General features: G+C 60.8%; 16 protein-coding genes. 6 read left to right on the top strand and 10 right to left on the bottom strand.

Features of this window, described 5'->3' with window-relative positions; translation table 11 throughout:
* Positions 1-9: 9 nt before the first annotated feature.
* The 8 genes from AB4O40_RS25185 to AB4O40_RS25150 all read right to left on the bottom strand — a co-directional run bounded on the left by AB4O40_RS25185 (position 10) and on the right by AB4O40_RS25150 (position 10,226).
* Positions 10-1,581 (bottom strand): flagellar hook-associated protein 3, encoded by a 1,572-nt coding sequence (locus AB4O40_RS25185; RefSeq protein WP_056721521.1) that lies wholly within the window; start codon positions 1,579-1,581, stop codon positions 10-12.
* Positions 1,582-1,594: 13 nt separating this feature from the next.
* A complete protein-coding gene (flgK, locus tag AB4O40_RS25180) occupies positions 1,595-3,640 on the bottom strand; it encodes a flagellar hook-associated protein FlgK (protein WP_056721519.1) in 2,046 nt (681 codons plus the stop codon).
* A 23-nt stretch (positions 3,641-3,663) separates the two neighbouring features.
* The gene (gene flgJ, locus AB4O40_RS25175; RefSeq protein ID WP_056721518.1) at positions 3,664-4,953 is read right to left on the bottom strand and encodes a flagellar assembly peptidoglycan hydrolase FlgJ; all 1,290 of its coding nucleotides are present in this window, start codon (positions 4,951-4,953) and stop codon (positions 3,664-3,666) included.
* An 11-nt stretch (positions 4,954-4,964) separates the two neighbouring features.
* Positions 4,965-6,053, bottom strand: a complete 1,089-nt coding sequence (locus AB4O40_RS25170; RefSeq protein WP_056721516.1) for a flagellar basal body P-ring protein FlgI — start codon at positions 6,051-6,053, stop codon at positions 4,965-4,967.
* Positions 6,054-6,080: 27 nt separating this feature from the next.
* Positions 6,081-6,776: a flagellar basal body L-ring protein FlgH gene (flgH, locus tag AB4O40_RS25165; protein ID WP_056721514.1), complete on the bottom strand. Its 696-nt coding sequence runs from the start codon at positions 6,774-6,776 to the stop codon at positions 6,081-6,083.
* Positions 6,777-6,828: 52 nt separating this feature from the next.
* Positions 6,829-7,614, bottom strand: a complete 786-nt coding sequence (gene flgG / locus AB4O40_RS25160; protein ID WP_056721513.1) for a flagellar basal-body rod protein FlgG — start codon at positions 7,612-7,614, stop codon at positions 6,829-6,831.
* Positions 7,615-7,659: 45 nt separating this feature from the next.
* A complete protein-coding gene (locus tag AB4O40_RS25155; protein WP_056721511.1) occupies positions 7,660-8,400 on the bottom strand; it encodes a flagellar basal body rod protein FlgF in 741 nt (246 codons plus the stop codon).
* Positions 8,401-8,663: 263 nt separating this feature from the next.
* A complete protein-coding gene (locus AB4O40_RS25150; RefSeq protein WP_056721509.1) occupies positions 8,664-10,226 on the bottom strand; it encodes a sigma-54-dependent transcriptional regulator in 1,563 nt (520 codons plus the stop codon).
* Between the two features lie 417 nt (positions 10,227-10,643).
* Here AB4O40_RS25150 and phhA point away from each other — a divergent pair, with 417 nt between their 5' ends.
* The 6 genes from phhA to AB4O40_RS25120 all read left to right on the top strand — a co-directional run bounded on the left by phhA (position 10,644) and on the right by AB4O40_RS25120 (position 15,051).
* A complete protein-coding gene (gene phhA, locus AB4O40_RS25145; protein ID WP_056721507.1) occupies positions 10,644-11,435 on the top strand; it encodes a phenylalanine 4-monooxygenase in 792 nt (263 codons plus the stop codon).
* A 104-nt stretch (positions 11,436-11,539) separates the two neighbouring features.
* Positions 11,540-11,896, top strand: a complete 357-nt coding sequence (locus AB4O40_RS25140; RefSeq protein ID WP_056721506.1) for a 4a-hydroxytetrahydrobiopterin dehydratase — start codon at positions 11,540-11,542, stop codon at positions 11,894-11,896.
* On the top strand, positions 11,896-13,089 hold the full coding sequence (locus AB4O40_RS25135; protein ID WP_223541123.1) for an amino acid aminotransferase: 1,194 nt from the start codon (positions 11,896-11,898) through the stop codon (positions 13,087-13,089). The genes AB4O40_RS25140 and AB4O40_RS25135 overlap by 1 nt, the downstream gene beginning before the upstream one ends.
* Before the next feature lie 274 nt (positions 13,090-13,363).
* Positions 13,364-13,495, top strand: coding sequence for a hypothetical protein (locus tag AB4O40_RS25130; RefSeq protein ID WP_256220589.1), 132 nt, complete (start codon positions 13,364-13,366; stop codon positions 13,493-13,495).
* Positions 13,496-13,566: 71 nt separating this feature from the next.
* Positions 13,567-13,752, top strand: a complete 186-nt coding sequence (locus tag AB4O40_RS25125; protein ID WP_046037768.1) for a hypothetical protein — start codon at positions 13,567-13,569, stop codon at positions 13,750-13,752.
* Positions 13,753-13,851: 99 nt separating this feature from the next.
* On the top strand, positions 13,852-15,051 hold the full coding sequence (locus tag AB4O40_RS25120; protein ID WP_056721502.1) for an MFS transporter: 1,200 nt from the start codon (positions 13,852-13,854) through the stop codon (positions 15,049-15,051).
* Here the strand turns inward: AB4O40_RS25120 and arfB are convergent.
* Together arfB and AB4O40_RS25110 are read right to left on the bottom strand one after the other, a co-directional pair.
* Complete coding sequence (arfB, locus tag AB4O40_RS25115; protein ID WP_056721500.1) at positions 15,048-15,461, bottom strand: alternative ribosome rescue aminoacyl-tRNA hydrolase ArfB; 414 nt, start codon at positions 15,459-15,461, stop codon at positions 15,048-15,050. The two genes, AB4O40_RS25120 and arfB, sit on opposite strands and share 4 nt — an antisense overlap.
* 240 nt (positions 15,462-15,701) lie before the next feature.
* Positions 15,702-17,114, bottom strand: coding sequence for an amino acid permease (locus tag AB4O40_RS25110; RefSeq protein WP_223541125.1), 1,413 nt, complete (start codon positions 17,112-17,114; stop codon positions 15,702-15,704).
* Positions 17,115-17,222: the final 108 nt, after the last annotated feature.

Below are 17,222 nucleotides of genomic sequence, written 5' to 3'. Positions count from 1 at the left end.
CGACCACCGTCAGATCTTGTTGAACAGGCCCAGCTGGGAAATCTTGCTGAACGCCAGCTGCGCCGCCTGCAACATGGTCTGCTGCAAGGTCAGGCGAGTCATGACTTCGGCCGGATCCGAATCGCGAATAGACTTCTGACTGGCGCTGTTCGCCAGGGTCAGGCTCTCGTTGGTCGCGGTCTGGTTATCCAGTGCCTGACCGCGGGCACCGATCGTGGTGATGGCCGAGCCGATCTGGTTGGCCGCACTGTCGATGTTGCCCATCCCCGACTCCATGGCGCCGAGAAACTTCTGCTTGGCCACCGCGTCGCCGTCGATTGGCGTGTTCAGCGCAGTCATCATCTGGCCCAGGGTGTCGAGCACGTTCTGGGTCTGATGGTTGTTGTTCTGGATCACGAACTGGTCACCAGACGCCGGGGCACCACCGCCCAAGGCAAAGGTCACGCCCGCGGCGGTAGCGTTGCCGCTGGATACGGTGCCCGACGACACCGGCTTGCTGTCGGCGGTGATCGGGGCCGCATACAGGTCGAAAGCGGTCGCGCTGGTGAACTTGAGGATCGCCCCGCCCGACGGGAAGGCGTTGGTGTAAGCCGCCGGGTCGGTCACGCTGGAACCGGTGATGACCGCGGTCGACGGGTTACCGGCGCTGCGCGAGGTGTTGAAGCTATCCGACGTGGAAGACAGGTTGAAACTGTGGCCGGCGATCACCGCATCCGGGTTGGTATCACCGGTTTTGAGGTTGATGTTCAGCTTCAGGTCGACGCCACGGAAACTGACCGTCTGGTTGGCACCATTGGAGTTGCTGATCAGACCGTTCTGGCTGGCTTCGGCGGTCACGTCGTTGCCCAGCGAGTCGGTGATCTTCAGCTGGGTGCTGCTGAGGAAACTGACGGTATAGGGTTGGCCGCCGGTGAACTTCGCGTTGTAGGTAGAGCTGGTGCCGACCGTGCCGTTGGACAGCACCACGCGGCCGGCATCCACCGCTGGAGCGGTCATGGTGGTCTGGGTGCGACTGGTGTTGATGGTCTGCTGGAACGCATCCCAGCCTGTGGTGTTGGTCCCGACCGTCATGCCATCGCCAATGCCGAGGTCCACGGTGGTCTGGTCACCGTTGTAGCTGTAGGTGCCGTCGGCGTTCTGCGAGTAAGGCGCGGTGTCGGTTTTCGAACCGGAGAACAGGTAGTTGCCGCTTGCATCCTTGGAATTCATCAGGCCCAGCACCTGTTGCTGGATCTGGCCCAACTCCGACGCGTAGGCCTTGCGGTCCGCGTCGGTGGCAATGCCATTGCTGGCGGCGAGAGCCAGTTCCTTGGCACGCTGTAAAGCGGTACCGATGGAGTCGAGCGTCGTTTCCTGCAGGCTCAACGCACTCTTGGTGGTGTTGATGTTGGTGCCGTACTGATCAAGCATCGCACTCTGCTGACCCAGTTGCAGCAAACGACCGGCACCGATCGGATCATCGGCGGCAGTGTTGACGCGGATCTGGCTGCTGACTTCGTTGCTGGTCGCGATGGCCTTGTTGAAGTTGCGCTGGTAGTTGGCAGCGGTGATTTCGTAATACTGGGCGGTGGAAATGCGCATGAATTACGACTCCTTAAAGGCTGTTGATCAGTGTGGTGAAAATTTCCTGCGCCGCCTTGATGATCTGCGAAGACGCGGTGTAGTACTGCTGGTACTTGACCAGGTTGCCGGTTTCTTCATCCAGGTCGACCCCGGAGTTCGAATCCCGCGCACCCTTGGCGTTGGCCAGGATCGCCGTGGTGGCCTCGCTGTCTGACTTGCCCTGGGCAGCCTTGGCGCCGACGTTGGTCACCAGCTTGTTGTAGGCATCGGTCAGGCTGATGCCCTTGCTCGCCGTGCCGGTGTCGACGGTCTGTTTGGTTTGCAGTCCGACCAGTGCCTGAGCGTTGCGGTTGTCCGAAGACGCCGCGCCCGTCAGGTTGATGGTGAAGCTTTCGCCGCTGGCTGGCGTGGCGCCCACCGTGGTCTGCACGGTGAACGTCTTCTGCACGGCCGGCGTGACGCTGGTGTCCATGACCGGAGCACCGCTGGCATCGACCATGCCCACTTTCAGGTTCAGGGTGTTGCTCTGGCCCGGAACGATGGTGCCGGTGCCGATCGAATTACCCTTGGAATCGACCATGTTGTAGGTCTGGCTACCGCCGCTGGCCGCCCCGAACACCAGTTTGACCGGCGTCGAGCTCTTGAGCGCGGTCTGCATTTCTGCCTGGGCCGCCGGGTTGTAGATATCGAGGGTGCTGGTCAGTGTCGGCTGAGTGTAGGTGCCGGTGTTGTTGGCACTGGTCACGCCGGTCAAGGGGGCTGCCGCGGCGATTTTTTTCGGGTCGGTGAGCACGGCCTGGATACCGGCCGCCGCGCCACGGGTCGGCGTCACCTTGAACGAGTCGCCGGCGCTCAGCGCACCGCCGTTGAGGTTCAGGCTGAAGCCATCGATCACCGGAGCCGGTGTGGTCGTGGTGCTGAACGATCCCATGTCGGTGCCGTCCGAGCGCTTGACGGTGTAGTTGGTCGCACTGGTGAACGTCACCTGATAGTCGCTGGCGGTCAGCCTGCCGGTGTCCTTGATGGTGACATCCAGGTTGCCGGAGCCGGCACTGTTGCCAGCCGCCGCAATGCTGCGCTGACTGATCAGGGCGGCACTGTTGATGTTGTTGAAGATCGCCGCGCCGAAATCACCGTTCTTGTCGATGCCTTGCGCCTGCTGGCTGTTGATCTGGTCGGCCACCACCAGCGCCACGCGCCCCAGCTCATTGAGCGAAGGGTCGAGCACTTCCTTGCGGTAAGTCAGCAGACCACCGATTTCGCCACCGCTGACCACCGCGGTCACGTCGATGGTGCTGGAGCCACGATTCAGCTGCAGCGCCATGCGCGATGGATCGCCCTGGCTCGGCACGGTTTGCAGTGTATTGGTGGTATTACCCACTACCAGGGGCTGGCCGCTGCCGATGTAGATGTCGTAGCTGCTGCCACGTTCGACCACCTGGGTACCGACCAGCTCGGAGAGTTGACGCACGGCTTCGTTGCGCGAGTCCAGCAGGTCGTTTGGCTGATTGGTGCCGGTGGAGAGTTCGGAAATCTTCTGGTTGAGCGTGGCAATAGTGGTAGACAGCTTGTTCACCTGATCCGCCATGTCGCCCAGGCTGCCGTTCAGGTTGGTGTTCTGGTCGTTCAACTGCTTGGCAATCGAATTGAAGCGCGCCGACAAGGCCTGGGCACCGGTCAGCACCGACTGGCGGGACGTGTCGTCGGTGGCCGAGGTCGAAACGCCTTGCATCGACGTGAAGAATTTTTGCAGCACACCGGTCAGCCCGGTGTTGGAATCGGAAAGCGTGGCGTCCAGCGGCGTGGCCTGAGCGTTGTACGACGTAGCTTCGCTGTCGAGCGAGGTGGCGGTACGCAGCTGCGAATCGAGATACGAGTTATACACGCGACGCACATCGGCCAGCGTCGTGCCGGTGCCGATGAACACATTGCCGTACTGAATCGAGCCCTTGGTGCTCTGCACAGACTGCTGGCGCGAGTACCCGGCGGTGTCGACGTTGGCAATGTTGTTGCCAGTCGTCACCAACGAGTTATGGCCAGCACTCAGCCCCGACATCCCGATATTGAGCAAACTCATGATTCAGACCTTATACCTTGTGCCTATAAAGGCGTAGTGGAAACGCCCGCCGCAGCGTAGTTCTGGTAACTCGTCATCTGCCTGGCTATCTGCGAAATCTTGCTCGCGTAGTTCGGATCGGTTGCGTAACCGGCTCTCTGCAACTCGCGTACAAACTGTTCTGGGTTATCGGCCGACTTCACGACATCTTGATAGCGATTGTTGGTCTGCAACAAAGTTACAAGGTCGTGGAAACTGTCCTTGTAGGAGTCGTAGGAGCGGAACTCGGCCGTCTCCTTGACCATCTGCCCGTTCCTGAATTCGCTGGTGATCGCCCGCGCCGAATTGCCCTGCCAACTATTGCCGGCCTTGATGCCGAACAGGTTGTGGCTGCTGCTGCCGTCCTGGGCACGCATTATCGACTTGCCCCAGCCGGTTTCCAGGGCCGCCTGAGCCACCAGGTAACGTGGATCGACCCCAATCCGTGCGGCGGCCTCCTTGGCCATCGGCAACATGGTGTTGACGAACTGGTCGGCGGAACTGAAGGCTTTCTTCGCCGGCGCCAGCGGAATCTGCGCCATGGCGCGACCGTAGATCTGCATGCCTCCAGAGGAGGATTGTTGCGCGGTCGCCAGCCAGTCGCCGTTGTGCAGCGGCCCCGTGCCGGTGTTCGTCGTGCGCTCTGGCAAGGCTGTCCGGTTGAGCATCGTGGTGGCAGCGGTCGTCGCCGAAGGCACCAGCCCGGCCAACAGCCGGTCAGCCAGTTTCGGTGGCAGTGCCAGGCGTCGCTGATTGATCAGCGCCATGTCATTGCGATGAGCACCCTCGCCCGCCTCTTGTGGCGTATGGATTGAGCGCGAAGCCCACAACGGACGCTGGCCATTGACCCGCGACAACGGGCCATTGATTGCCACCGTGCCGGCCGCCACCGGTGTCTGCACGGCGGCCTTGGCAGCCTCTTGCTTGGCCAGCGATGCAGCGGCCGCCTCGCCCGGCGCCAACGGCTTGTTCTTCGACATCTGGCGCATCAGCACGTCCGCCAAACCAATACCACCGCCCTCGCGGGACATGGAAACGGCCAGCTGCTGATCGTACATTTCCTGGTACTGCTTGGCCGCCGGCGTGTTCATTGGATTGTCCTGCCCCAGCGCTTCGGTTGCCGAGCGCATGGACTTGAGCATCTCACCGAGGAACAGCGATTCGAACTCCTGCGCCACCTTGCGCATATTGCCGTCGCTGTTCTTGTCGCCGACCTTGAGCTGATTCAGGCGATTGAGGTCCGAATAGGAGCCCGAATCGCTGCTGCTGACCAGACCGCTCTTGCGCATATCCACGATGGCCGTCCTCAGATCACGATCAGATCGGCTTGCAGGGCGCCGGCCTGCTTCAGCGCTTCGAGGATCGCCATCAAGTCACCCGGTGCCGCGCCAACCTGGTTCACCGCCCGTACGATTTCGTCGAGGGTGGTGCCGGGGCCAAACTTGAACATCGGCTTGGCTTCCTGCTGGGCGTTGACCTTCGAACGGGGTACCACCGCCGTCGTGCCATTGGACAGAGGGCCGGGCTGGCTGACGATCGGGTCTTCGGTAATGGTCACGGTCAGGCTGCCGTGGGTCACGGCGGCCGGGGAAACCTTGACGTTCTGGCCGATCACGATGGTGCCGGTGCGGGAGTTGATGATGACTTTGGCCACCGCCTGGCCCGGATCGACTTCGAGATTTTCCAGGATCGACAGGTAATCGACGCGCTGGCTCGGATCGAGCGGCGCGGTCACGCGAATCGAACCGCCGTCGATGGCCTGGGCCACGCCAGGGCCGAGCATGTTGTTGATCTTGTCGACGATGCGCTTGGCGGTGGTGAAGTCAGAACGGTTGAGGTTCAGCGTCAGGCTGTTGCCCTGGTTGAAACCGCTCGGCACCGAACGCTCCACCGACGCACCACCGGGGATGCGACCGGCCGACGGAACGTTGACGGTAATCTTCGAGCCGTCTCGCCCTTCCGCATCGAAACCGCCGACCACCAGGTTGCCCTGGGCCACCGCATAGACGTTACCGTCGATACCCTTGAGTGGCGTCAACAGCAAGGTGCCGCCACGCAGGCTCTTGGAGTTACCGATGGATGAAACAGTGATATCGACCTGCTGACCCGGCTTGGCGAACGCCGGCAAATCGGCACTGATCGACACCGCCGCGACGTTCTTCAACTGCACGTTGCCCGAACCCGGCGGCACCTTGATGCCGAACTGCGAGAGCATGTTGTTGAAGGTCTGCAGGGTGAACGGGGTCTGCGTCGTCTGGTCGCCGGTGCCGTTTAGCCCGACCACCAGGCCGTAGCCGATCAATTGGTTGGAACGCACGCCGGAAATGCTGGCGATGTCCTTCAGGCGCTCGGCTTGAACGTTGAACGCTGCGGACATCAGGAACGCAGCCATCATGAGACTTCTGAAATTCAACGTAGCCACCTAGAAAGGGAACAGCGGGCTGAGGAAGAAACGGTCGAACCAGCCTGGCTGACTCGCATCGGCAAACGAACCGGTGCCCGAGTAGGTGATGCGCGCATCGGCGACACGGGTCGACGGCACGGTATTGTCGGTGGCGATGTCATCGGCGCGAACCAGGCCGGCAATCCGCACCAGCTCGTCGCCGGTATTGAGGGTCATCCACTTTTCGCCGCGTACCGCGATGATGCCGTTGGGCAACACATCGGCGACGGTGACCGTGATCGAACCGGTCAGGGTGTTGCCCTGAGCCGCCTTGCTGTCACCCTTGGTCGCGCGGTCACCTTCGTAGCTGGCACTCAGGCTCAGGTCGCCATCGCCGAACGGGTTGTTGGTGGTGGCGCTGCTGCCGAACAGCGAACTCAGGCCGATGTTGGCCTTACTGTTCTTACCAATTTGCGAGTTGGCGTTTTTGCTGGCCTGGGTCCTTTCGTTCAGGGTGATGGTGATGATGTCACCGATCCGGAACGCCTTGCGGTCGGTGTACAGGTTCTGTTCGAAACCGGCCTGATAGATCGAGCCATTGTTCGCGGCCGCCGGCAACGGCGTGCGCGGCAACACCGGAGCGTAGTAAGGGTCATTGGGCTTGGGCGTCGCAGGCACGCAACCTGCGAGCGCGGTGATCCCACTCAGTGCCAGAACAAATACATAGCGATTCATGACCCTACCTCACGGTGTTGCAGGCGGCCCAATGGCCGCCACATAGACTTGATTACAGATTCTGCGTTACGAACGAGAGCATCTGGTCGGCGGTGGAGATCACCTTGGAGTTCATCTCGTAGGCGCGCTGGGTGGTGATCATGTTGACCATCTCCTCAACGGTGCTGACGTTGGACGTTTCCAGGGTGTTCTGCAGCGTGGAGCCGAAACCGTTCAGGCCCGGAGTGCCGACTTGCGGCGCGCCGCTGGCGGCGGTTTCCAGGAACAGGTTGTTGCCCACGGCCTGCAGGCCGGCCGGGTTGATGAAGTCGGCGGTTTGCAGGTTGCCGATCACCTGGGCTGCCGGGTTGCCGGCAACGGTGATGGACACGGTGCCGTCGCGGCCGACCGTGAAGGTCTGCGCTTCGTTCGGAATGACAATGGCCGGCTCCAGGGCAAAGCCGCTGGCATTGACGATCTGGCCGTTGGAGTCCAGGTGGAACGTACCGTCACGGGTATAGGACGTGGTGCCGTCCGGTTGCAGGATCTGGAAGAAACCGCGACCGTCGATGGCCATGTCCAGCGGCTGCTCGGTGGTTTGCAGGCTACCGGCGGTGAAGTTTTTCTGGGTGCCGACGATGCGCACACCGGTACCCAGTTGCAGGCCCGACGGCAGTTCGCTGTCCTGGGTCGACTGGGCGCCAGGCTGGCGCTTGATCTGGTAGAGCAGATCCTGGAACTCGGCGCGGTCACGTTTGAAACCCGTGGTCGACACGTTGGCCAGGTTGTTGGAAATGGTCGTCAGGTTGGTGTCCTGGGCGGACAGACCTGTCTTGGCAACCCATAGAGCCGGAAGCATTCGATTCTCCTCGTGCGCCTGTTTTACGGCGCGACGTTCTGGTAATTAGCTGATCTGCAAGACCCGAGCCATGGCCTGGTCATCGTCTTTGGCGGTGTTCATCATCTTGATGTGCAGCTCGAACTGCTTGGCCAAGGCCAGTACCGAGGTCATCTCTTCCACGGCATTGACGTTGCTCGACTCGAGGAAACCGGACACCAGCTTGACGTTGGCATCGGCCTGCGCCGGTTGGCCGTCCTTGGTATGGATCGAACCATCCAGACCCTTGGTCATGTTCTTGAGGTCCGGGTTGACCAGCTTGATGCGGTCGACTTCCGCCATCACCCGGGGACCTTCGCCCAACGCACGGATGCTGATGGTGCCATCCTCGCCGACTTCGATCTGCTGCTCCGGCGGTACGGCAATCGGCCCGCCATTGCCTATGACCGGCATGCCGTTGCCGGCGCGCAACACGCCCAGGGCGTCAACGTTCAGGCTGCCGGTGCGCACGTAGCTTTCAGTGCCATCGGGCGTCTGCACGGCAATCCAGCCGTTGCCTTGCACGGCAACGTCGAGGTCGCGACCGGTTTCCACCAGTGAACCAGGGGAGAAATCCGTGCCCGGGCGCTCGGACATGGCAAACGCACGCGCCGGAAAGCTGTCACCGAACACCGGCATCGAACGGGCTTGCTCCAGGTCTTTCTGGAAACCGTTGGTGGAGATGTTCGCGAGGTTGTTGGCATGAGCCTTTTGCGCCAGTGCATTCTGGCTGGCGCCGGTCATTGCCACATAAAGGTACTTGTCCACACTCTTTCCTCTGCCTGCCGGACGTTTGCCGCCCACTGCTGTACTGCTGAGCCATAAGCAATTTGCAGACCAACTTGTTTTTGGCAGCGCGAGGCCCGGCAAACAGGGGACTTTGAGGAATCAGAAGGGAATGGTGATTTGTATCAGAGACGAAAAACCGGCGGTGTCATGCCGCTTCGCGGCAACGGATCAAAAGATCGCAGCCTTCGGCAGCTCCTACAGGGTTCGACGTAGGAGCTGCCGAAGGCTGCGATCTTTTGATCTTAAATGCTGTTGTCCTTACCCACCTCATACTCACGCAACTTGTTGGCAATGGTGGTATGCGAAACCCCCAGGCGCTTGCCCAACTGCCGACTGCTCGGATGCTCGGAATACAGCCGCTCCAGCACCGCCTTCTCGAAACGCCCAACGATCTCGTCCAGCCCTCCTTCCAGCGAAAAGTCGCCAAGGGGCTGACGCACGCCATAGTCCGGCAAACGAATGTGCTCGGCCTTGACCGTGCCGCCGTCGCACAGGGAAACCGCCTGGAACAGCACGTTCTCCAGTTGCCGTACGTTACCCGGCCAATGGTAATGACTGAGCCGCTCCATGGCCGCCGGGGCCAGTTTCGGCAGCGGGCAACCAATCTGCCGGCTGGCCTGGTCGAGGAAGTGCTCCACCAGCGGCGTCAAACCGTCGAGGCATTCGCGCAACGGCGGGATGTGCAGCGACAACACATTCAAGCGGTGATAGAGGTCCTGGCGGAACTCGCCGCGAGCGCACAATTCGGACAGGTCGACCTGGGTCGCGCAGATCACTCGCACGTCGAGGTAGACCTCTTCATCACTGCCTACACGGCGAAAGCAGCCGTCCTGCAGGAAGCGCAGCAATTTCACCTGCAAGCGCGGGCTCATCTCCCCGACGCCATCGAGAAACAGCGTACCGCCCGCCGTCAGTTCCAGCAGCCCGAGCTTGCCTTCGGCCCGCGCCCCTTCGAATGCACCGGGGCCGTAACCGAACAATTCCGTCTCGGCCATGGACTCCGGCAGACCGGCGCAGTTGAGCGCCATCAACGGCGATTGCCCACGAGGACTGGCCAGATGGCAGGCCCGCGCCAGCAATTCCTTGCCGGTGCCAGTCTCCCCTTCTATTAACAGCGGCGCATCCAGCGGCGCCATGCGCCGGGCTTCGCGCACCACGGCGGCCATGACTTTCGAGCTTTGGAAGATGCTGTCGAAACCACGCAGCTCCTGCTTGCGCACGTTGTAGATGCGCTCGCCCACCCGGTCGGCGCGGTGCAGCGTCAGCACCGCGCCAGCCATGGCCTCGCTGTCGTCATGCTCCGATTGCAGCGGCGCGATGTCGGCCAGGAACACATCGCCCTTGACCTTGACCCGCAACCCGTTGATCCGCGACTTGTTGGCACGCACCAGTTCCGGCAAATCGAAATCCTCGGCGTAGCGCGACAGGGGAATCCCCGGCACTTCGTCGACCCGCACCCCGAGCAACTGCGCCGCTGCCCGGTTGGCCGCGACGATGGAACCGCCCATGTCGATCGACAGCACAGGGAATTCCAGCGCACCAAGCAGTGCATTGAGCTCCATGTGCCGACGCTCGCTGGGCATCAGTCCTACACGCTTGACGCCAAACACCCCGGCAATCGCTTCAAATTTCGGACGCAAGGCCTGGAACTGAATGTTGATCAGGTTCGGGCAATGCAGGTAGATGGCGTTGCCATGCTCACCGCCCACCTCACCGCGGGCCACGTTGATCCCGTACTCCACCAACAGGTTGAGAATGTCGCGCAGGATGCCGATGCGGTTCTGGCAGTGGACTTTGATACGCATATAAAGACCCGAAAAGCGATGAATAAGGTTGGTATCAACGCAAACCCTGTGGGAATGGCGGTGCGACGATTCGACTTGCTCGCGAAGGCGGCCTGCCTGATACATCAATGTTGGACGTGCCAGCGCTTTCGCGAGCAAGCCCGCTCCCACAGGGGTATTGCGGTGCGCGCTCGATCGCATTTTTCTTTCGAGTCGCTCAGATAGTCGTCAAGATTATGTGACAGGCAAAGCGTTTTTCAAACCGGGAAATCTCAATAGCTGCGCGATCGCGACCAATTCGTAACGAAAACTTTACGAAATTTACGGTTTTTTCCTACGCGTGTCGCTGCTCACCTGCTGCAACAATGCAATCCTTGGGGTATTTCTAGGTCCATAGCAGTACATAACAAGAACGAAATCCCCTAGCAGGAGAGCAGCATGAAGCAGACGCAATACGTGGCTCGCGAGCCCGATGCGCAAGGTTTTATCGACTACCCCGCCGAAGAACACGCGGTGTGGAACACGCTGATCACCCGTCAACTGAAAGTGATCGAAGGGCGTGCGTGCCAGGAGTACCTGGACGGTATCGAAAAACTCGGACTGCCCCACGACCGCATTCCTCAACTCGGCGAAATCAACAAGGTCCTCGGTGAAACCACCGGCTGGCAGGTTGCCCGGGTTCCCGCACTGATTCCCTTCCAGACCTTTTTCGAATTGCTGGCCAGCAAGCAGTTTCCAGTGGCGACCTTTATTCGCACCCGCGAAGAACTGGACTACCTGCAAGAGCCGGACATTTTCCACGAGATCTTCGGTCACTGCCCGCTGCTGACCAACCCGTGGTTCGCTGAATTCACCCACACCTACGGCAAGCTCGGCCTCGAGGCGACCAAGGAAGAACGCGTGTACCTGGCGCGCCTGTACTGGATGACCATCGAGTTCGGTCTGGTCGACACCCCGCAAGGCCAGCGCATCTACGGCGGCGGCATTCTGTCTTCTCCGAAAGAGACCGTGTATTGCCTGTCGGACGAGCCTGAGCATCAGGCGTTCGATCCGCTGGAATGCATGCGCACGCCCTACCGCATCGACATCCTGCAGCCAGTGTACTTCGCATTGCCAAATCTCAAGCGTCTGTTCGACCTCGCTCATGAAGACATCATGGGCATGGTCAAGCAAGCGATGCAGATGGGTCTGCACGCACCGAAATTTCCGCCAAAACCAAAAGCCGCGTGATCCGCCGCTTTTAAAATCAAGTGAGCCTGTCAGAAACCATCGCTTTGGATTAGCGTGGTAGCACTGAGGGCCGATTTTCCAACATTCGATTTCAGGAACACATCATGACCGCATTAACTCAAGCCCATTGCGAAGCCTGCCGCGCCGACGCCCCACAAGTCAGCGACGAAGAATTGCCGATCCTGATCAAGCAGATCCCGGACTGGAACATCGAAGTACGCGACAGCATCATGCAGCTGGAAAAGGTCTTCCTGTTCAAGAACTTCAAGCACGCCCTGGCGTTCACCAACGCCGTCGGTGAAATCTCCGAGGCCGAAGGCCACCACCCAGGCCTGCTGACCGAGTGGGGCAAAGTGACCGTGACCTGGTGGAGCCACTCGATCAAGGGCCTGCACCGCAACGACTTCATCATGGCCGCGCGCACTGACGAAGTGGCGAAGAATGCCGAGGGGCGCAAGTAATGCATTTCGACGCCATCGGTCGAGTGCCTGGCGACCCGATCCTGGGCCTGATGGAGGCCTATGCGCAGGACCCGAATCCGCGCAAGTTCGATCTGGGCGTGGGGGTCTACAAGGACGCCCAGGGCCTGACGCCGATTCTCCAGTCGGTGAAGCTGGCCGAGCAGCGCCTGGTGGATCGCCAGTCCACCAAGACCTACATCGGTGGTCACGGCGAACCGGCGTTCGGCAAAGCGATCAATGAGCTGGTGCTGGGTGCCGACTCGAAACTGATCAGCGCACAACGCGCCGGCGCCACCCAGACGCCGGGCGGCACCGGGGCTTTGCGCCTGAGCGCGGACTTCATCGCCCAATGCCTGCCGGGGCGCGGCGTATGGTTGAGCAACCCGACCTGGCCGATCCACGAAACGATTTTCGCGGCAGCCAAGGTCAAGGTCAGCCACTACCCGTACGTGGGCAGTGACAACCGTCTCGATGTCGACGGCATGCTGGCGGCGCTCAATGAAGCGCCCAAGGGTGACGTGGTGTTGCTGCACGCCTGCTGCCACAATCCGACCGGTTTCGACCTGTCCCGGGATGACTGGCAGCGGGTGCTGGAGGTCGTACGCAAGCGCGAACTGCTGCCACTGATCGACTTCGCGTATCAAGGATTCGGCGACGGGCTGGAACAGGATGCCTGGTCGACCCGGTTGTTCGCCGCCGAGTTGCCGGAACTGTTGATCACCAGTTCGTGCTCGAAGAACTTCGGCCTGTACCGCGACCGTACCGGCGCGCTGATTGTCTGCGCGAAAACCGCCGACAAGCTCACCGACATCCGCAGCCAGCTGGCCAACATCGCCCGCAACCTGTGGTCGACGCCGCCGGATCACGGCGCTGCCGTGGTCGCGACCATCCTCGGTGACACAGAGTTGAAAAACCTCTGGGCTGACGAAGTGGAAGCCATGCGCCTGCGTATCGCCCAACTGCGCAGCGGTCTGGTGGAAGCACTGGAGCCTCACGGTTTGCGCGAGCGTTTTGCGCACATTGGCATGCAACGCGGGATGTTCTCCTACACCGGCCTGTCGCCTGAGCAAGTGAAGAACCTGCGGGATCATCACAGCGTGTACATGGTCAGTTCGGGCCGGGCCAACGTGGCGGGGATTGATGCCACGCGCCTGGATCTGCTGGCCGAGGCGATTGCCAGCGTCTGCAAGTAACCATCAGACACTGCAAGCCCCCTGTGGGAGCGAGCTTGCTCGCGATAGCGGTCTATCAGTCAACATCACCGTTGAATGACACTCCGCTATCGCGAGCAAGCTCGCTCCCACATTTGTTTTGTGTCGCTCCTCCAGTCATGTCTAGACAATCCCATCCGTCGAAACAAATGGATATAAAAGTCCGTTTGTCATTTTCAGTGCTGTATCCTGCCCAAGCTTTTTAAAAAGCGCGGATCTACCAGATCTATCAACAGACTTAGCGAGGAGCGCAACCATGCACGAGATTCCTAATCTCCCCTTCCCAAGCCTGCACGAACCTGAGCAGACGACCACGCAGCAAGCCGGAGCCCAACAGCCCGAGCCGAAAGAAGCCACTGACAGCCGCCAGGCTGACAGAGAAGACTGAAACACCCGCCGCACAGACCGTGTGGAAAGCGCTACCATGCGCTTTCCACACTGCCTGAAATGAGCCTGACCATGACCGATGAATTCAGTGAAGCGCAGGCCAGCGTCCTGATCGGCACCGCCGAGAAAATGATCGAGATCTGGAACCGCCTCTCCCCCGAGAAACAAGCCACCTTGCTCGCCCGCTTCGGCACCCAGGAAAATGCGCTGGCCGCCCTGGTCACCACGCAATTGGTCGCTCCCGCCAAACCTGAATGACGCCGCCCGGCAAATAGTTTTACTTTTTCACGACCTGTGACCGTCCACACCGCTATCATAAGCAGCCTATCTATCCTGCTTTACCGTGGACCTTTACCCATGCCCGAAAACCAGCGCCCCCTGGCGGTCACGCTGCAAGTTGTCTCCATCGTCCTTTTCACCTTCATCGGCTACCTGAACATCGGCATCCCCCTGGCCGTATTGCCCGGTTACGTCCACAGCGACCTGGGCTTCGGCGCGGTGATCGCGGGGCTGGTGATCAGCGTGCAATACCTGGCCACCCTGCTCAGCCGCCCCTATGCCGGGAAGATCATCGACAACAAGGGCAGCAAGCTGGCTGTGATGTATGGCCTGGCCGGTTGCGGCTTGAGCGGGGTGTTCATGTTGCTCTCGGCCTGGACCCAGAGCCTGCCGACCTTGAGCCTGATCTGCCTGTTGATCGGCCGCCTGGTACTCGGCAGTGCCGAAAGCCTGGTGGGCTCGGGCTCGATTGGCTGGGGCATCGGCCGGGTCGGCGCGGCGAACACGGCCAAGGTCATCTCCTGGAACGGTATCGCCAGCTATGGAGCACTGGCTGTCGGCGCGCCCTTGGGCGTATTGCTCGTCCATCAACTGGGTTTGTGGAGCATGGGGGTGAGCATTGTTTTGCTGGCCGTGCTCGGTCTGCTGCTGGCCTGGCCGAAAACAGCCGCGCCGATCGTTGCCGGTGAGCGCCTGCCGTTCATGCACGTACTCGGGCGGGTTTTCCCCCACGGCTGCGGCCTGGCCCTGGGCTCCATCGGTTTTGGCACAATCGCCACCTTCATCACCCTGTATTACGCCACTCAACACTGGGACAACGCGGTGCTGTGCCTGAGCCTGTTCGGCGCCAGCTTCATCGGCGCGCGCCTGCTGTTCGGCAACCTGATCAACCGCCTCGGCGGCTTTCGCGTGGCCATTGCCTGCCTGTCAGTGGAAACCCTGGGATTGCTGTTGCTGTGGTTGGCACCGGATGCCCATTGGGCTCTGGCGGGCGCGGCGCTAAGCGGCTTCGGCTTTTCCCTGGTATTTCCGGCACTGGGCGTGGAGGCGGTCAACCTTGTCCCCGCATCCAGCCGAGGCGCAGCCGTCGGCGCCTATTCGCTGTTCATCGACTTGTCGCTGGGGATCACCGGACCGCTCGCCGGTGCGATTGCGGCAGGATTTGGTTTTGCATCGATCTTCCTGTTCGCCGCGCTCGCTGCACTCAGCGGTTTGCTGCTGAGCCTTTACCTGTACCGACAGGCACCGAAGCAACGCGAAGCGCGGGACGCCCGCTAGAAATCGACCTTGCCACGTCCGGCCTTGATGTTGCCACGCTTGGACTTTGACTCGAGTCGGCGGGTCTTCGAGCCGAGGGTCGGCTTGGTCGGGCGACGCTTTTTCTCGACCTTGGTGGCACTCTGGATCAACTCGGTCAGCCGCAACAGCGCATCGGCGCGGTTCTGCTCCTGCGTCCGGTACTGCTGGGCCTTGATGATCAACACACCGTCGCTGGTGATGCGGCTGTCGCGCAGCGCCAGCAGCCGTTCCTTGTAGAACTCGGGCAAGGACGACGCAGGTATGTCGAAGCGCAGGTGCACGGCACTTGAGACCTTGTTGACATTCTGCCCACCGGCGCCCTGGGCGCGAATGGCCGTCAACTCGATCTCGGCATCCGGCAGCTGCACGTTGTTGGAAATCACCAGCATGGAAAAGCGTCCGTATTCAGAACGTGCAGGATACCGCGAATGAGTGTCAGGAACGCAGCAGAACCAATGTGGGAGCGGGCTTGCTCCGGGCGGCGCTCCGACAAATGCGGAGTGTCAGTCGACTTGAATGCTGACGGTTAAACCGCTTTCGCGAGCAAGCCCGCTCCCACAAAGGGTTTTGTATTAACCTTGAAAACAACAAACCCGGCACTTGGCCGGGTTTTTTGTTTCTGCGCGGAGTTACTCCACTACGGCCTGCAAGGCACGCTGAGCACTGCGCTTGTTCTTGATGCCGTAGCAGACCCACATGAACACCAGCCACACCGGAATCGCATACACCGATGTCTGGATCCCCGGAATCAACAGCATCACGCCAAGGACGAACACTACGAACGCCAGGCAGATGTAGTTGCCGTACGGGTACCACAGAGCCTTGAACAGCGGCGTCTGTTTGGTCTTGTTCATGTGCTGGCGGAACTTGAAGTGCGAGTAGCTGATCATCGCCCAGTTGATCACCAAGGTAGCAACCACCAACGACATCAGCAGTTCCAGCGCGTTCTGCGGGATCAGGTAGTTCAGCAGTACCGCGATCAGGGTCACGGCGGCCGAAGCCAGGATCGAACGCACTGGCACGCCGCGCTTGTCGATCTTCGCCAGGCCCTTCGGCGCGTCGCCCTGCTCGGCCATGCCCAGCAGCATGCGGCTGTTGCAGTAGGTGCCGCTGTTGTACACCGACAACGCCGCGGTCAGGACCACGAAGTTGAGGATGTGCGCGGCGGTGTTGCTGCCCAGCATCGAGAACACTTGCACGAACGGGCTGCCGCTATAGGAATCACCGGAGGCGTTCAGGGTGGTCAGCAAGCTGTCCCACGGCGTCAACGACAGCAGGATCACCAGGGCACCGATGTAGAAAATCAGGATCCGGTAGATCACCTGGTTGATGGCTTTCGGGATCACGGTTTTCGGCTTGTCGGCTTCGGCAGCGGTGAAACCGAGCATTTCCAGACCACCGAAGGAAAACATGATGAACGCCATGGCCATCACCAGACCGCTGACGCCGTTCGGGAAGAAGCCACCGTGGGACCACAGGTTGCTGACCGCTGCTTGCGGGCCGCCATTACCGCTGACCAGCAGGTAGCTGCCCAGGGCAATCATGCCGACGATCGCCACGACCTTGATGATCGCGAACCAGAACTCAGCCTCGCCGAACACTTTGACGTTGGCCAGGTTGATGGCGTTGATCAGCACGAAGAAGGCAGCTGCGGAGGCCCAGGTCGGGATGTCCGGTGCCCAGTAGTGGATGTATTTGCCGACCGCGGTCAGCTCCGACATGCCCACCAGAATGTACAGGATCCAGCAGTTCCAGCCCGACAGGAAGCCGGCAAAGCCGCCCCAGTACTTGTGCGCGAAGTGGCTGAAGGAACCGGCCACCGGGTCCTCGACGATCATTTCACCCAGTTGGCGCATGATCATGAAGGCGATGAAGCCGCAGATGGCGTAGCCGAGGATCATCGACGGACCGGCGGATTTCAGTACCCCGGCCGAACCGAGGAACAAGCCGGTACCGATCGCGCCACCGAGGGCGATCAATTGAATGTGGCGATTTTTCAGGCCGCGTTTCAGCTCGCCTGATTGCGGGTTTTGTCCACTCATGAAAAGGGTCTCACGCAAGGTTTGATGATGTTCAGTAGACGTTGCTGCTCAAGAAAGGCGTTAAGCGGCACCGATCAAACCCCAGCGCAGGCACCAGGAGTTCAGCGT

The sequence above is a fragment of the Pseudomonas sp. S2_F07 genome, assembly GCF_054668325.1.
Note: the sequence above shows the minus strand (reverse complement) of the source record. Positions and strands in the feature narration are given on the sequence as shown.

What these genes read in the sequence shown, in the direction of transcription:
- AB4O40_RS25185 (WP_056721521.1), bottom strand. Translation starts at nt 1,581, where the DNA reads ATGCGCATTTCCACCGCCCAGTATTACGAAATCACCGCTGCCAACTAC.
- flgK (WP_056721519.1), bottom strand. Translation starts at nt 3,640, where the DNA reads ATGAGTTTGCTCAATATCGGGATGTCGGGGCTGAGTGCTGGCCATAAC.
- AB4O40_RS25170 (WP_056721516.1), bottom strand. Translation starts at nt 6,053, where the DNA reads ATGATGGCTGCGTTCCTGATGTCCGCAGCGTTCAACGTTCAAGCCGAG.
- flgH (WP_056721514.1), bottom strand. Translation starts at nt 6,776, where the DNA reads ATGAATCGCTATGTATTTGTTCTGGCACTGAGTGGGATCACCGCGCTC.
- flgG (WP_056721513.1), bottom strand. Translation starts at nt 7,614, where the DNA reads ATGCTTCCGGCTCTATGGGTTGCCAAGACAGGTCTGTCCGCCCAGGAC.
- AB4O40_RS25150 (WP_056721509.1), bottom strand. Translation starts at nt 10,226, where the DNA reads ATGCGTATCAAAGTCCACTGCCAGAACCGCATCGGCATCCTGCGCGAC.
- phhA (WP_056721507.1), top strand. Translation starts at nt 10,644, where the DNA reads ATGAAGCAGACGCAATACGTGGCTCGCGAGCCCGATGCGCAAGGTTTT.
- AB4O40_RS25140 (WP_056721506.1), top strand. Translation starts at nt 11,540, where the DNA reads ATGACCGCATTAACTCAAGCCCATTGCGAAGCCTGCCGCGCCGACGCC.
- AB4O40_RS25135 (WP_223541123.1), top strand. Translation starts at nt 11,896, where the DNA reads ATGCATTTCGACGCCATCGGTCGAGTGCCTGGCGACCCGATCCTGGGC.
- AB4O40_RS25130 (WP_256220589.1), top strand. Translation starts at nt 13,364, where the DNA reads ATGCACGAGATTCCTAATCTCCCCTTCCCAAGCCTGCACGAACCTGAG.
- AB4O40_RS25125 (WP_046037768.1), top strand. Translation starts at nt 13,567, where the DNA reads ATGACCGATGAATTCAGTGAAGCGCAGGCCAGCGTCCTGATCGGCACC.
- AB4O40_RS25120 (WP_056721502.1), top strand. Translation starts at nt 13,852, where the DNA reads ATGCCCGAAAACCAGCGCCCCCTGGCGGTCACGCTGCAAGTTGTCTCC.
- arfB (WP_056721500.1), bottom strand. Translation starts at nt 15,461, where the DNA reads ATGCTGGTGATTTCCAACAACGTGCAGCTGCCGGATGCCGAGATCGAG.
- AB4O40_RS25110 (WP_223541125.1), bottom strand. Translation starts at nt 17,114, where the DNA reads ATGAGTGGACAAAACCCGCAATCAGGCGAGCTGAAACGCGGCCTGAAA.